The organism is Sphingobium aquiterrae (genome assembly GCF_037154135.1).
Taxonomy (GTDB): Bacteria; Pseudomonadota; Alphaproteobacteria; order Sphingomonadales; family Sphingomonadaceae; genus Sphingobium; species Sphingobium aquiterrae.
This window is the reverse complement of record NZ_JBANFL010000033.1, coordinates 1-15,066: the sequence shown is the minus strand read 5'-3', so window position 1 is coordinate 15,066 and position 15,066 is coordinate 1. Positions and strand designations below refer to the sequence as shown.

Here is a 15,066-nt window from a genome sequence, read left to right as displayed (position 1 = left end):
CGTTTTCATTGCTTAGGAACATTCGTTGCGCGGATCATGGCGATTTGAGCCTCCGACGTGTTGATGGAGTAGCTTGCGGAATGGATTATCCGAAGGTCACCAGGGCGGGCCGCGATGTTGAATTCCATGATATGAACCGCCGATTGATAATCGACCTTTAACGCAAGTGGACGGACCTTTAGACCGGGGAAATAATGCGCCGCATACTGGATCATATTGAAAATCTGTACGCGGTTGAGTTCGTCCGAAACCGCCTTGGCTTCAATCGGGAAGATTACCGGCACATCGTCGTCGCCGGACGCTATCCCTACATCGATTGCGTCAAGTTCGGCTTGCCCGATGCCGGGCACGCTCTTTCGGACGTGCGACCGCAGCCGGTAAATCTTCATGCCGGTGAAGTGGTCGAGAAGCTGGCAATACCCTACCACCGATAGCAATGCTTGTTCGTCCATTTCGGCCATCGTTTCCGGCAACAGCCGCCGTACGGGCATGGGCGTTTGGTCGATAGCAGGCGTAAGTTCACGTACCGGTACTTCCATGATGCCGCTCGATGCCTTCTCGAACTGATACCGGCCCCTGCCTACAGCCCGCAGGACATGGAAGCCCTTGTCGAGAATTTCGTCTGGCAGCTTAGTACGCGAGCGCATACGATAGATAACATCTGCGGGGTTGCGAGACGAAATTGCATCCGGGTTATCGGACACAGCCCGCACGGCTTCGACCGCCGTACGAACGTCGTCCAGCGAAAACACTACGGTTGCCGCGCCCGGACGCCAACGGTCCTGAAACAGTTTCAGGATGACAGGCACATATACCTTGGAATTTTTGCCATGGCTTTGCAGGCTTTTGCCCTTGGGCTTCGCAACAGCTGGGGTAACGGCGTCCTTCTTCGTCGCACGGCGACGCTTGGGCGCCGTCGCGTCAAGGTCCGTTTCATCAGTCATTTACCCTCGTAACATTAAAAGAACAAATAAAGAACATTCATTTTGAAAGATTTTTGCATTCGAATCAGAACAATGCGCCGCCGTCAATGTTTGGGTGCCAGAATCCGGTATGAAACTGAATTTGAAAGCGCCATTCGAAATGACCGTTCACAGACACTCATCTGCTATTTTTGGTTTCCCAAGAGCGGGCTGGCAACTGATCCTACCGCACATCGTTCAAAATCAGCATCGCTCGGGCCCCAGCTGTCTGAGCACACTCTTACGTGGTTCTGCGCCTGCAACGACAGGCAATCAAGACGACAGTGGCATGAAGTGCCTAATACTCCACGACCTGCGAGATCTGCGTACATTGCGATCTGCCGATATCGGACACGTTCGGGATCGTCGGCGAAACCACACCACTCTTCAATAATGTGGACGTGACGACCTACCCTAATGGCAACGATCTGAACGGCACGAGAATCGTGACGTTTCGATCTTGTTGTTTACGGTGGGCAGTTTCAATTGAGACTGCACCTATATTGCCTTATGCACAATAAAAGAACAGCTCGGTTTTTACCAGCTCGCTTATCAGAACGGGAACTGCCAATGCCAAGATGGTTACGTGCGATTGTCCGCATTTTTATTGGTCCAGTACGGGAAGCTGACGCTTCGACCATCTCTGAGAGGACCGCAACGCCACCGGTAGCCGCAACGCGAAGGGAGTATCAGCCCCGCCACCCCCTGCAATCGCTCGCCCGCCATCGCGGGGATGGAAAGCCTCCCCGCCTGCAATGGAAGCCGAGCCATCCCAGCACCATCGCGCGCTTCAAGGCGGAGGTAACATGCTCTCAGGGTCACGGCATAACCTTACGTGATCATACGATCGAAGCCGATGGGCGGGTCGTACCAAGTGTCGTCTGCAAACAACCCAAGTGCAGATATCATGAGGTGGTCCGCCTTGAAGGCTGGGATGCAGGACGAATCCCAGCCAACCCGGGCAAAGCTAAGATGCGCGCCTAGGCGGCGACGCAATCCGCTTCGCCTCGGAGGTTGTCGGTCTCGATCTGCGTCCCCGCCGCGTCGAATGAGTATAGGGTGACGATTCGATCTCCATTCCACACAAAGCGAAAATGGACGGTCTGAATCGCTCGCCCGAGCACCTGACCGTCCACGATCGAAATAGCTGTGGCAGTCGGACGTTCGATCGGTCGATAAAGGATGCCGTGCGCACTCTCCGCCAGCTTCGCTCCCAGCTCGCGACCGCGCAATTCGAATTCTTCGGGTTCGAGAAATCTCAGATCCACGAAGTGGCCGTCCACAGGCGTCTTAAGCATTCGCATATCCAGGCCGGTCGCGGGTTCGCGGGTGTAGCCAAGAAAGCGCTCTCGACGCGCCACTGACACAGCGAGTGCCGTCTGCCGGTCGGTCGCGACCTCGAGGCAGGGCGTCAATTCGTCGAAGAAGATACTGCCATCAGGATTGCCGTAGGCAAATGGGGCATGATTCCAATTTTGGAGCCGTGCCGATGTATGGGGATCCTCACCGGCAAGATCGGCAATGCGTTCCTGAGCCTTGAGCCGCGGATTCGTTAGATTCTCAACTTCGACGAGATCGGCAAATCGGTCATTGGCGACCAAACCCTCGTATACGGCCACCGGAGGGAAGCGAGAAGGAATGAGCCGATAGGTCTCGCCGCTCCACGGGACGATGGGTCCAAGATCAACCGCCACGCTGCGCATCCAGAAATCTCCGAACCTTGTAGATGCTCATCATTGTGCCCTCCAAAAGTACGTCGAGCGCACTTGCCTCGTCGAAGTATCGGTTCGGTCGCCTTATCCATTCCTCCGCCTGATCGTCGACCGTGAAAAGTATCCGAAGCGATTTCCAGATGCCCAACAGATGGGAAAGCCGCTCCAGGGTGTCGGCAGGCAGGTTGCCGCCTTCCTTCTTCCATTTGAAGAACGTTGAGCGGCCGGGTGATCCTAGAAGCAGGATTTGCTCATCGGTCGAGAGATTCCACCGTTCGGCCATGCCGAAGAAGGCCTCTAATTCGACCGGAATCCTTGATCGCCCGGCGCCCATCTGGGCGTCGGGGGCGTGCGTGACCATGACAAAACACTCCTTGTCTATAAATGGACTTGACGCGCAATATAGTCCCGATGCATACTTAGTCCAGATCGAGACTCATGAGACATTTTAGTCTGAATGATGCGATCGTCAAGAGTCGCGGCGCTTTTGTCGTGACAACGGAGGAATGCAGAATGGATACCCTCGATTCCGGGCGGGTTCGCCCCGACAATCACCTCGAAGTCAACGGCACCATGGTGCGCTTCGATGACGATCTGATCGAAACGCGTGAGGCATTGAATGCCGCTGGCTTCACGCCCGCCAGCGAACATGTCGCGATCCTCGTCGAGAAGGGGCGCACGCATCTCTTCCTCGGTGAAGACAAGATCAGGCTTTCTGACCATCCGCATGCTGCGCTGCGGGTTTTCCCCTCCGGTGAGTCCTTCTCCTTCACGGTGAATGAGATCGGACAGATCTGGGGCACCGACATCATGGAGACTGACGAGTTCCACTCGATCTGGTCGCCGCCCAGCGGCCATGAGTGGGTTCTGGAGCGCGAGGACGAGCCTGATGTTGTCCTGACGGCAAGCGGCACACTGTCGCTGGGTCCTAAAGGCGTCGAACATATCGTCTCCCGTCCGAAGCATGGGGCCGGCAAGCTGCTGGTCACGGTTCTGACGACGAGCGGCATCTTCCCCGCTGAGGGGGCGCTGAAGGTCAAGGACAGTGAGCTGATTTCCTCGGTGCTAGAAAAGGCGGCGCGGAAGCTGGGACTGACCGAAACCACCGATTGGGTTACCAGTGTAGCCGGCACCGATGTGGCCATCTCGCAGACCTTTGCCCAGGCGGGGCTCAGCGGGACGATCGAGTTGGACTGGATGCCTCTGGAAGGCGGCGGCGGCGATGCTTGAGGCACTATCGAGGTCAGCATTCGAGGCGGACATGGTCCGCCTCGATCTGGCAGCCGTCAAACGCTGGGGCTGGACAGTGGTCAGCAGCGAATACCCCGTTTTCGATGTGATCTTCGATCATCCGGTTGCCGCCCCGCTTCGGCTCCGCCTTGATTGCAGCCGGTGGGATGAATTTCCGCCCAGCATCGAATTGCTGAAGGCTGACGGCACCCCCGTAATGGCCGCACCGCCTAACGTCGGGGGCGTCTTTCACCCCGGACACCACCCAATAACCAACCGCTTCTTCGTCTGCATGCGGGGAGCGCAGGAATACCACACGCACCCGAGCCACGTGAATGAACTGTGGCCCAGCCATCGGGGAAAGTCGGGAAACGATCTCATCGGCATCGTCTCCCAGTTGTATCGCGCATGGAAGAAGGCAGTAGGATGACGACGATCAATTGCTCCCTTCAGACGCTCGATCAGACGATCGACGTCCTTCGCGCGGGTGGCGCCGTTGGCGAAGAGCAGGTGGTGCTATGGCTTGCGCCGCTTTCGGCGGTCCGGCCGCCCTACCCGATCGTGGAGGTCTACAGGCCGAATCAGATCACTGATGTCGACTACTTCAAACTGCCGAGGGAAAGCCTGCGGGCGTTGATGACTCACCTGCGCGCGAAGCGTCTCAAGATTGTGGCGCAGGTACACAGTCATCCTGGGGAGGCATTCCATTCCGAGGCGGATGACGAATGGGCGATAGTCCGCCACGATGGTGCGCTCTCGCTGGTTCTTCCCCAATTCGCCGCCAGCACGACCCCTGCTAACTTTTTCGACCAGGCGGTGACATACGAGCTTTCCACTCAGAACGAATGGGTGCGGGCGCCCAGTGGTGGCCCTTCCGGCCGAATTGGAGTGACGACGTGATCAACGCTCAGCAGGAAAACGCAAGAATGCTCGCATCGCTCATCGGTGTTCACGAGGATGAAGCCGCGGAGCGCCTGGACCGCACGGTCCTCATCACTTCTGCGTTGGATGAGAAGAGTCAGAACTGGGCACATGAGATCCGCGCTTTGATCGAGCGCACAGTGAATGTCTCGATAGACCCTGCTGTCAAAGCCACAGTCGAACTTGTCGTCGGCGATGCCGAGGGACGAGGATCCGTTCCCCGCATATATGCGTCAATCGACAGGCAGAAGGCTGTGATCGATACGGCGCCAGTCACAGTGTCCAATTCATCTTCCCATGGTCTTTTCGCTGCTATCGCGGCCTGCCCCGTCGCCGCTGCGGCGCTCAGCAAGGCGATTGCCGCGAAGGGGGTCCCGACTGCGACGCTCCCACTGGTCATCAGACTCTCCGATCTTGGCATTACCGAAGCCGCTCTGGAGGCATCCATTAATGTCGATGACGCGGTTCTGATCGGTGCGGGCGCTGTCGGGCACGGCTTCCTCCGCGCGCTACGCCACGTCCATGCTAGCGGTCGACTGCCGATCGTGGATCCGAAGAAAGTCGGCGGCGGAAATTTGAACAGGTGTCTGTATCTCGAGGCAGCTGATGTCGGCATCGATAAGGCTGTAGCCTTGGCTCGCAATGCGCAGGTCGATCTGCCATCTGTCACGCTGGAGCCTTTCATCGGTGATTTCCATGAATATGTGAAGTCGAATGGAGTGCAGCAAACCGCGATCGTGACGGTCGATAGTCGACGGGTCCGGCGGAGCATCCAGTCGGAGGTGCCTGGCCGGGTGTTCGACGCATCGACTACGGACATTCGCTCGGTGGTGGTTCATTCCCACGAACTGCCCACCGACAACGCGTGCCTATCCTGCATCTACAAGCATGTGGCAGTGGAGAATGTTCGAGAGCGTGCAATCGCGGAAAGCCTTGGCGTTGACATCGCTATGGTGAAGGAGAACCTGATTAGTGCCGCGGCTGCGGCCCAGATCGCAATGCGTTATCCTGACCAGCCGACGTCCGCGTTTGTGGGCATGGCCTACGACAGCCTCTTCAAACAGCTGTGCGCGGAGCAGGCGCTCAGCACGCCGGAAGGGCGCCAGGTCCTCGCTCCCTTCGCCTTCGTCAGTAGCTTGGCTGGAGCCTTGATCGTTGTAGAGATGCTGCGTTTCAAGGCCGGACTTGCCACGACCAACTACTGGCAGGTTGATCCTTGGGCTCGGCCCATCGATCGCATCCGCATATTGCGCAAACGCGTTGCAGACTGTGAGTTCTGCAGTCGGCTACATGTGCGAGACTTTGTGGATCAAAGCTGGGGACAAATTTCGCCAAAACCATTCTGATCAGGCACCTAACAGTCGCAACTGAGCGGCACCTCAACAGGCCTTTCCAAGTGATGGGCGCAGATCTCCTTGCCTGACATCGCTTGAACGGGCATCAAAGCTTGGGGAGTAAGCTATGGATATCGTCTTCGGACTGTTCGCCGACGGGGGCGCGATACCTGATCACGGAGGCATATCAGCGGGCGCTTTAGGCGCTCCCGTTGTTGGACCAAGCGGCCTCCTTGACCTGCTGGAAACCATCTACGGCCTCTCGGAGCCCCCGACCGCCCATGTCGTGCGGATCGCCGCCTGGCAGTCCGCCCTCGCTGCGGTCGACCAAGGCCAGCGCTTCTGGTCCGCGTCTTTCGCGGTAGACGCCTGGTCCTCGGCGCGCACGCTGCTTTCATGGCGCGATATGCTCGTCGAAGCAGGCTGGAAGTCGGAACCGCCCTGGCCAGAAGGGCGCATCGCCGACCTGGCTGCGGCCGCAAATGCGGCAGTGGATTTCCCGGCATCGATCGCCGATCGGGTGCGTCGGACGGTCGACGCCATCACCCCAACCATATCCGATACCATCAGGCGCGTCCGGCTGATCGACCAGCGCGCCTTTCTTCCCTGTGGCTGGCGGCTGCTGTTCGCAAGGCTTGAAGACCTCGGCGTCCTGATCGAAACGCTAGAGCCTTCCGCAGCAGCATCGACCGACACTGCGCTGGGACAGCTACAGCGCTGGATGCTCACCGGAGCGCCCCACGCCACCGCCCCCGACGGATCGCTCACCCTTGCCACCGCGTCGAGCAGCGTCCTGGCTGCCGAAATCGTCGGCCAATGGTCGCAGCGCGTCAGCGCCGGCCCGGACAGCGTGGCGCTGCTCGCGCAAAATGGCGACACCCAGCTCCTTGACCATGGCCTCGCGGCCGCCGGCCAGCCCAGGGCCGGCCGCAGCCGTCGTTCGCCCCATCGCGGGACCCTCCAGCTCCTTCTCTTAGGATTCAAGATCGCGTGGGGGCCCTTCGATCCTCACGCGCTCATGGAATTGCTGCTCTTCGCCCGCTCGCCGATCGCGGGGCGCGCCGCCTCTCGCCTTGCACGGGCGCTCGAAGAAGCACCGGGTCGCGGCAGCGAAATCTGGACCCAGGCTTGGTCCAGCATTCAAGAGGCAGAGGAGTCGGCAGCCACAAGCGAAAAGGACTTGGCTGCCGTTGCTGAGCGTATCGCACGCTGGCGCGCCTGGGCCGAACCGGCGCTGAGCGATCCGGTCGCGGGGATGGCCATCGTCGACGCCGCCGCGATCTGCGATCGGACCGTCGCCTGGGCTCTCTCGCGCCACGCCAACGATCCCGACCCCCTCTATCTCGCGACCGCCACCCTCGCCTCGGACGTGCGCCGCGCGCTCGTGGCACTCGACCGCCCCACCCTGACCCGAACCCTCATCGAGCGGATCATCGACCAGGCGCTCGATACGGGCCATAACAATCCTGCGGCGATCGCCGAGGCGGCCAACTGGCGGACGGCTGCGCACCCGGGTGCCATCTGGAGCCCGGTGGATCATGTCGTCTGGTGGGATTTCTCTAGCACGAACGAGGGGACGGCGCGCGCGCCTTGGACGCAGGCCGAACGCGACCTGTTGGCGTCGAAGGGCTGCGCGCTCGATGATCCAGCCCTTGGCGGACAGGCGCTGACCGCCGCCTGGGAGCGCGCGATCCTCAACTGCCGCAAGCGCCTGCTGCTCGTGAGCGGCGGCCTGGAGGCCCATGATGAAGCAGCGCGCCATCCCGTGGCGCACCGAATCGCGCCCGCACTTGAAGAGTCCGCCGACATTATCAGGCTGGAGGACGCCCTGGCGAGCGACCACTCCGAGCTTGCTGGCGAGCAGCTCGTGCGCGTCGCCCTCGAGCGCTCGCCCGTCCCAACCGCCAAGGTCCGATGGACGACCCCGGCCGGCTACGCTGCGCGCCTCGAAGGGCGGATCGAGTCCGCCACGTCGTTCGAGAACCTGCTCTCGTGCCAGCTCAAATGGGCGCTCAACCATGTCGCTGGGCTTCGGCTTGGCCGTGCCCGCTCGATCCCGGACGAGAACCGGCTGCTGGGTAACCTCGCCCACGCGATCGCCCGCCAAGTCTTCGCGCCCGGCCTACCGCTCTCGCCCGACGACGCGGCGGACCACACCCGAGCCCTGCTTGCCGCCACCATCGACCAGATCGCCGCTCCCCTTCGCCATCCTGCGCTGGCGAGCGAACTGGCCTTTGCCGAGCGGCGGTTGCCTGAGGCAATGGCAGCGCTTGCCCAGAGCCTCGCAGAGAACGGCCTCGTCGTGGAAGCAACCGAGCTTCAGGTCAGCGGCGAATTCGAGGATGCGCTGGCCGTCCGCGGCGCCATCGACCTGGTCGCCCGCGACCCGACGGGAGAGATCGTGATCGTCGACCTTAAGTGGACGCGGCGAGCCGACAGCCGGGGAAAAGAACTCGCGGCAGGGCATGCGGTGCAGCTTGCGACCTATGGCGCCATGGCGGCCGGAAACGCACCCTATCGTGCGGGCTATTTCATGCTCAACCAGCGGCAGTTTTTCACCCTGACCTCGTCGGGTCTCATCGGCCGGAAGTTTTCCGGCGCAAGGACGCTTCCCGAGACATGGTCGGCCGTCCAGGGCAGCTGGAAATCATGGCGGGATGCGGCAGATACTGGTCATCTGGTCGCAACGGGCGTTGAAGGCGCCGATGACTATCTGCCGGTGAACATCAGCCTTGTCCGGGAAGCCAACTGCAAATGGTGCGATTATCGCAGCCTCTGCCGCGTGAGGGGTCTCCAATGACGGGGTCTGCAGCGGCCTATGGCCGGGTCGACACGATCATCGCCTCGGCGGGCACGGGCAAGACCTATACGCTGGTCGAGGACATCTGCGCCGCGATCCAAGAGGGCCTTAACCCCGGACGCCTGCTGGCGACGACCTTCACCAAGAAGGCGGCCGCGGAACTCGCCGGCCGGTTGCGCACGGCGCTGATCAAGGCTGGCAAGCCTGAGAGCGCCGCCGGCCTGCTCTCCGCCCGCATCGGCACTGTGAACGGGGTCTGCGGCTCACTGATCAGTGAGTTCGCGTTTGAGCTGGGACGATCGCCGACCTCCGACGTCATCACCGAGGACCGGCAAGGATCGACCTTCGCCCGGGCGGTGGGTCCGGTCATGACGGGCTGCATTGGGGCGATCGCACCGCTGGCGGAACGGCTTAGCATCGAGGCCCGGGACTATAAGTCCAAGCAAGGCACAAGACGGGGCTGGCAGGATACCGCTCGGCGCATCGTCGATGCCGCCCGGTCCAACGGCATAGCCAGCGAGGCGCTAGTCCATTCGGCCGCACGATCAATCGCCAGCCTGACAGCGCTCCTCCCCGCCCCCGGTCCCGGCGAAACCGCCGACACGCTGGACGGAGCACTGCGCGATGCGATCCTCGCGCTGGCCGTTGAGCTGACCCCGGCCCGCCGGGTCCTGCTGAAGAAAGGCACTCTCGATAAGGATTTGCCCCGGATAGACGCCGCCGTCCCACTTCTGCAGCGCGGTGAACTGCTTCCATGGGTCAACTGGGCGCAGCTCAGCAAACTTGGCGCCACCAAGGCCGACGAGGACCTGTTCGTCGATGTCATCGCCGCGGCATCGGCTCACGCCCGTCACCCCCGTCTGCGTCGGGATCTCACCGACTTCATCGACGGTCTTTTCCTGTGCGCAGCCGCCTGCATGGACGCCTATGCAGACTATAAGAAGTCCCATGGCCTCATCGACTTTGTCGACCAGGAAATGCTTGCGCTGGAGATCCTGCGAAATCCCGCCAACAGCGAACGGCTCTCCGAACTGATCGGGGCGGTCTTCGTCGACGAGTTCCAGGATTCCAGCCCGATCCAGATCGCCATCTTCTCTGAACTGGCGCGCATTGCACCGCATTCGGTCTGGGTCGGCGACCCCAAGCAGTCGATCTATGGCTTTCGCGACGCCGACCCCGAGCTCACGCGTACCGCGGCCGGACAGATCACCGCCGGCACCGGCGGGAGCGTACGCTACCTGCGCCGTTCCTGGCGCTCGCGACCGTCGCTTGGCGAGCTCACCAATGCCGCGTTCCTGCCCAACTTCCGTAAGGTCGGCATGGATCCCCAGGAAATTGCCTTTGAGGATTGGGCGCGCACCGATCTCGCCGGCATGCCCTCGGCGTTTGCCACCTGGACGCTGGCCGGGAGCAACAAGGATCTGCGCGCCAAGTGCCTTGCCACGATGGTTGCGGGCATGCTTGCCGAGCGGGACAACTGGCCGATCGTGCCTAGACATGGCGAAGCCCGGCCGGTCAGCGGAAGCGACATCGCCATCCTGTGCCGGAGCAATGATGGCGTCATCGATCTCGCCAGAGCGCTCAGCGACCGCGGTGTTCGCGTCGCGGTGGCGCGCGCCGGCCTTCTCGACCAGCCGGAGGCCGAGCTGGTGCTGGCGGCCCTGCGCTGGGTCGCAGATCCCAGCGATACGCTGGCCCTGGCCGAAATGGCGCGGCTGACCAATGATGATGAGGGATGGCTCGACGCCGCCTTTGACCCCGAAGCGGCCGAGGCGCTCCTTGCCGGCCTGCCCTTCGCGCGAAGCTTAACGGACATAAGAGTCCACGCCTACCAACTGACGCCGGCGGAAGCTCTCGATGCAGTGCTTCATATCGAGGGTCTGGGTGAGCTGATCGGCCGATGGGGCGCCTATGAGCAACGGCTCCACAACCTCGAAGCGCTCCGCACGCTTGCCGAGACATATCAGGACGAGCAGCGTATCGACAGGCAGGCTGCGACCCTGACAGGCCTATGCGCGTGGCTGGGCTCGAGAACGGATGCGACCCAGCCGCAAAGCCTTCATCCCGACGCCGTCCAACTCCTGACCTACCACGGCGCCAAGGGCCTCGAATGGCCGGTCACGATTTTGACCGAGCTCGAGTCCGAAGCCAAGGGCTCGCCCTTCGGCTTGCTCGCCCGCAATGAGACCGAGCCAAACTGGCAGTCCCCGCTCGACGGTCGCGTGCTCCACTATTGGCCCTGGCCCTATGGCGACCAGAAAAAGGATGTCGGTCTCGACGCAAGCGCGGCGTTGAGCCCGGAAGGTATCCACGCGATGGCAGCCGAACGGCTTGAGCGGACCCGACTCCTCTATGTCGGCATGACCCGGGCGCGCGATTATCAGATCGTGGCGCTAACGGGCCGTCCGACGGCCTGGCTCAACGAGCTTTGTGATGATGACGAGCAAGCCCATGTCTCCCTTACCGGCGACCAGGTCGGCGTTGGTGGCCTGATGTTCGCCTCGCGCGGCGCGCCGGCAGCACCCGAGGTGGACGAGAGCATCGGCGTCGATCACCAACGGCCAGCGGTGGTCCGCATGGAGCAGCGCCCCTTGCGGCTGAATCCCAGCAAAGCGGTCTATCCTGGCACGGTGACGATCGGTGAGCGCCACAGTCTGGGTCAGCGCCTCACGATTGCTGGCAAGCCCGACATGAACGCCGTGGGAGAAGCGTGTCATCGCTTTTTCGCCTATGATGACCCGTGCCACGATACCGCTACGCGGATCGAGCGGGCGATCTGGCTGCTCAAGCGTTGGTCGGCGCCAGAACTTGCGCCTGGCGACCTCATTGAAGCATCCCGACGTCTCCATGAGTTTCTTGGCAGCCGTTTTCCATCGGCAAGGATCATGCGGGAGTGGCCTGTCCACGCTTCGGTCGACGCACAGCTTATCGCCGGGCGGATCGATCTCCTCGTAGACACCCCTGACGGATACATCGTCGTTGATCACAAGAGCTTCCCCGGCGTCATGGACATCGACGGCGAACGCCTACAGGCTTTTGCGGGGCAGACCGCCCTATACGCCCAAGCGCTTGCGGCAGTCACAGGCAGGCCCTGTCATGAGTTCTGGCTGCACCAGCCCATTGCAGCAACGATGACAAGAGTGGTCCTGACATAGCCGAAAGATCGCCTAACACTGCGTTACGGACGCGGGCCGGGGGAAAAGAGTCGCATTGGAAGAAAGTTCGTCGAAGTAGCCAGAGCGGTAACTTACTCATATTTATTCGACCTATGGCACAGGCTTCGACATTCTCGAACGTCGGGAGCGAACCGAAACCGCTGCACATCGCTGCTGCAGGTTGCTGCACACCTTGATGGAAATATAAGAACGGGGAAAGTTGGGTGGCGTCTACATTATCGGCACATGAGAAGAAGGTCGGGCAGATCTTCAGTGATGAATTCCAGTTCAACATCCCCGGCTACCAACGCCCCTACGCATGGACGCCCGAGCAGGCAGGCGAGCTACTCGACGATCTCCTGTCCTTCATGCGCGAGCAGAGCTGCTCGGTATCGGAGATGTCCCCTTATTTCCTGGGCAGCATCGTGCTCATCAAAGCAGAAGGCTCGCCTTCCGCAGATGTCGTGGATGGGCAGCAGCGTCTCACCACGCTGACGCTCCTGCTCGCCACGCTGAGGGAGGTACTACCTGCCGACAGAGCGCAGGAGATCACCCAATTCCTCTACCAGGCTGGCAGCCTAATCTCAGGAACCGAGGACCGGTTCCGTCTCGCCCTGCGCGAGCGGGATCGCGAATTTTTCCAAACGTGGGTGCAGCGGCCCGATGGCATTTCCCGGCTGATTGCCAGCACCGATATCCTGCCAGACAGTCGCAACCTGCTGCGCCGCAATGCCCGCCATTATATCGAACGGCTGAGCAAACTCGACCAACTCGAAGTAACACGCCTCGCACAATTCATAGCGATGCGCTGTTTCCTGGTGGTGGTCTCGACCCCCGATCTTGATGCCGCCTACCGGATTTTTTCGGTGATGAACAGTCGCGGCCTGGACCTGTCAGCTACCGATATCCTGAAGGCCGAGATCATTGGCAATGTCCCGGCGGACCAGCGGGACCTTTACACCAAGCGATGGGAAGACCAAGAAGAACAACTCGGGCGTGACGCGTTCGTCGAACTCTTCGGCCATATCCGCATGATCTATCGCAAAGCAAAACCGCAGGGCACCCTGCTGCGGGAATTCGAGACCCACGTGTCCAAGGATAGGGATGCGCGGTCGCTGATCAGCGATATCATCCTCCCCTATGCGCTGGCGTTCGAGGAGGTTCGCGAAAGCAGCTATTCAAGCACGGCGGGAGCAGAGCTGGTCAATCATCACCTGAAATGGCTTAACCGGCTTGAATTTTCGGACTGGGTGCCGCCCGCGCTCGCATTCGCCGTCAAGAAACGGAGCAGCGCGACTGACTTGGCTGCGTTCTTCGCCGACCTTGAGCGCCTCTCCTATTTCATGTTGCTGTGCCGCTGGGGCGTGAATGATCGCCTGGAGCGGTTCTCACGCTTGACGCGCGAGATCGAGGATGGCCTCGATCTTCATGCCGACGAAAGCGCGCTCCAGTTGACCATCAAGGAGCGCGCACGCGCGATCGATGCTTTAGACGGGCCTGTTTATGAAAGCCTTTCGGCCCGTGCGCGTTCTTCCATCCTCCTGCGATTGGATGACCTGCTGTCGGGCGGGGGCGCGACATATGACTATCCCTCGGTCACCGTCGAGCATGTACTTCCGCAGACACCTGTCGCTGGAAGTCTCTGGCTGGACTGGTTTCCAGACGACGATGTCCGGAAGGGCTGGACCCATCGACTGGGCAATCTGGCGCTCCTGACGCGTAAGAAGAACAGCTCCGCTTCCAATTATGAACTGGCCCGGAAGAAGGAGGCCTATTTCACTAACGGGGGGGTGTCGCCCTTCCCCCTGACAACCCAGATATTAGGCCATGACGTCTGGAACAGCGAGATCCTGGAAAAACGACATAAGCTGCTGCTTGACCTCTTCGTGAAACATTGGCGGCTGTGATGCGCGCTGCGAACATGTGCAGGCCACGGAATGCCACCGGATATTCGCTAGCCTTGTCCAATCTTTCGTCTGAGTGAACGGCCGCTGCGCACTCTGCAGAAACTTGATAGAGCGAATTTACCGGGCGAAGAATGTCGGCGACACGCCTTCAATGTCTGTTTCATTTGGTCAAGGAGCTAGAAAGCGACGGTCCAGAAAGCCCATTTCTGACCATAAAGCGGGCGGGTCGTTCCCGCCGTGCTGGTAGCCGAACAAACGGAGTTTGCCCCAAATTTGGTCGACTAAAGCTGCTTCGTTTAGCTCTGGGCATTGGCATCCTTCTGACGCTAAGATGACTAGGATGCGTACTGATCTTGAACATCTTCCGGCCAACAAACAGCGTGAGCTCGACCGGGTGAAGCAGATCATCTTCGAGGAATTCGATGATGCGCTGGCGCTTGCCCGGCATGATTGGAAAAAGAAGGGCCGCATTCTGAAGGTCATTCTGTACGGCAGCTATGCCCGCGGCGGATGGGTGGATGAGCCTCATACCGCCAAAGGCTATCAATCCGACTATGACGTCCTGATCATCGTAAACGATCAGCGCCTGACCGATCGCGTCACCTACTGGTCCAAACTCGATCAACGCCTCATTCTCGAACTGACCGTTACCAAAGGGCTGCGGACGCCTGTAAACTTCATCGTTCACACTCTGCAGGAGGTGAACGACGGCCTGGCCCACGGACGCTATTTCTTCATGGACGTCGCCCGGGACGGTATCGCGCTATATGAGGCAGAGGATACCGAACTCCACCAGCCCAAGCCCAAAACGCCTGGCCAAGCGCTGGAGATGGCCAAAGAATATTATGATGAGTGGTTTCCGATCGCCATGCAGCGATTTGAAGTCTCAAAGTTTTCGATGGCTAAGGGTTTTTTGAAACCGGCAGCATTCGACATGCATCAAACTTCCGAATTTCTGTACCATTGCGTTGTCAATCGGCGTGCAAACGGGACCCCTTATCGGCGCGCAAAAGGGACCCCCTGTCAGGATGGCGGAACGTTGATG

Annotated in this window: 11 protein-coding genes; 8 read left to right on the top strand and 3 right to left on the bottom strand. The window is 60.6% G+C overall.

Features of this window, described 5'->3' with window-relative positions; all coding sequences use genetic code 11:
- Nucleotides 1-5 precede the first annotated feature (5 nt).
- From WFP78_RS22305 to WFP78_RS22295, 3 genes are all read right to left on the bottom strand, one after another.
- Nucleotides 6-944 (bottom strand): hypothetical protein, encoded by a 939-nt coding sequence (locus WFP78_RS22305; protein ID WP_336966662.1) that lies wholly within the window; start codon nucleotides 942-944, stop codon nucleotides 6-8.
- A 998-nt stretch (nucleotides 945-1,942) separates the two neighbouring features.
- The gene (locus WFP78_RS22300; protein ID WP_336966661.1) at nucleotides 1,943-2,656 is read right to left on the bottom strand and encodes an RES family NAD+ phosphorylase; all 714 of its coding nucleotides are present in this window, start codon (nucleotides 2,654-2,656) and stop codon (nucleotides 1,943-1,945) included.
- On the bottom strand, nucleotides 2,646-3,035 hold the full coding sequence (locus WFP78_RS22295; RefSeq protein ID WP_336966660.1) for an MbcA/ParS/Xre antitoxin family protein: 390 nt from the start codon (nucleotides 3,033-3,035) through the stop codon (nucleotides 2,646-2,648). Before WFP78_RS22295 ends, WFP78_RS22300 begins: the two co-directional genes overlap by 11 nt.
- Nucleotides 3,036-3,187: 152 nt before the next feature.
- On the opposite strand from WFP78_RS22295, the gene WFP78_RS22290 reads away from it, so the two are divergent.
- The 8 genes from WFP78_RS22290 to WFP78_RS22255 form a co-directional block, all read left to right on the top strand.
- The gene (locus WFP78_RS22290) at nucleotides 3,188-3,904 is read left to right on the top strand and encodes a hypothetical protein (RefSeq protein ID WP_336966659.1); all 717 of its coding nucleotides are present in this window, start codon (nucleotides 3,188-3,190) and stop codon (nucleotides 3,902-3,904) included.
- Between the two features lie 31 nt (nucleotides 3,905-3,935).
- Nucleotides 3,936-4,334 (top strand): putative metal-binding protein, encoded by a 399-nt coding sequence (locus WFP78_RS22285; RefSeq protein WP_336966658.1) that lies wholly within the window; start codon nucleotides 3,936-3,938, stop codon nucleotides 4,332-4,334.
- The gene (locus WFP78_RS22280; RefSeq protein ID WP_336966657.1) at nucleotides 4,331-4,804 is read left to right on the top strand and encodes a Mov34/MPN/PAD-1 family protein; all 474 of its coding nucleotides are present in this window, start codon (nucleotides 4,331-4,333) and stop codon (nucleotides 4,802-4,804) included. The genes WFP78_RS22285 and WFP78_RS22280 overlap by 4 nt, the downstream gene beginning before the upstream one ends.
- Nucleotides 4,801-6,171, top strand: coding sequence for a ThiF family adenylyltransferase (locus WFP78_RS22275; protein WP_336966656.1), 1,371 nt, complete (start codon nucleotides 4,801-4,803; stop codon nucleotides 6,169-6,171). The genes WFP78_RS22280 and WFP78_RS22275 overlap by 4 nt, the downstream gene beginning before the upstream one ends.
- Before the next feature lie 115 nt (nucleotides 6,172-6,286).
- Nucleotides 6,287-8,959 carry a RecB family exonuclease gene (locus WFP78_RS22270; RefSeq protein WP_336966655.1) on the top strand — a complete coding sequence of 891 codons (2,673 nt, stop codon included), beginning with the start codon at nucleotides 6,287-6,289 and terminating at the stop codon, nucleotides 8,957-8,959.
- Nucleotides 8,956-12,114 (top strand): UvrD-helicase domain-containing protein, encoded by a 3,159-nt coding sequence (locus WFP78_RS22265; RefSeq protein ID WP_336966654.1) that lies wholly within the window; start codon nucleotides 8,956-8,958, stop codon nucleotides 12,112-12,114. The genes WFP78_RS22270 and WFP78_RS22265 overlap by 4 nt, the downstream gene beginning before the upstream one ends.
- 224 nt (nucleotides 12,115-12,338) lie before the next feature.
- Nucleotides 12,339-14,021, top strand: coding sequence for a DUF262 domain-containing protein (locus WFP78_RS22260; protein WP_336966653.1), 1,683 nt, complete (start codon nucleotides 12,339-12,341; stop codon nucleotides 14,019-14,021).
- A gap of 340 nt (nucleotides 14,022-14,361) precedes the next feature.
- Nucleotides 14,362-15,066: nucleotidyltransferase domain-containing protein (locus WFP78_RS22255; protein WP_336966652.1), on the top strand; the 705-nt coding region annotated here is incomplete at its 3' end.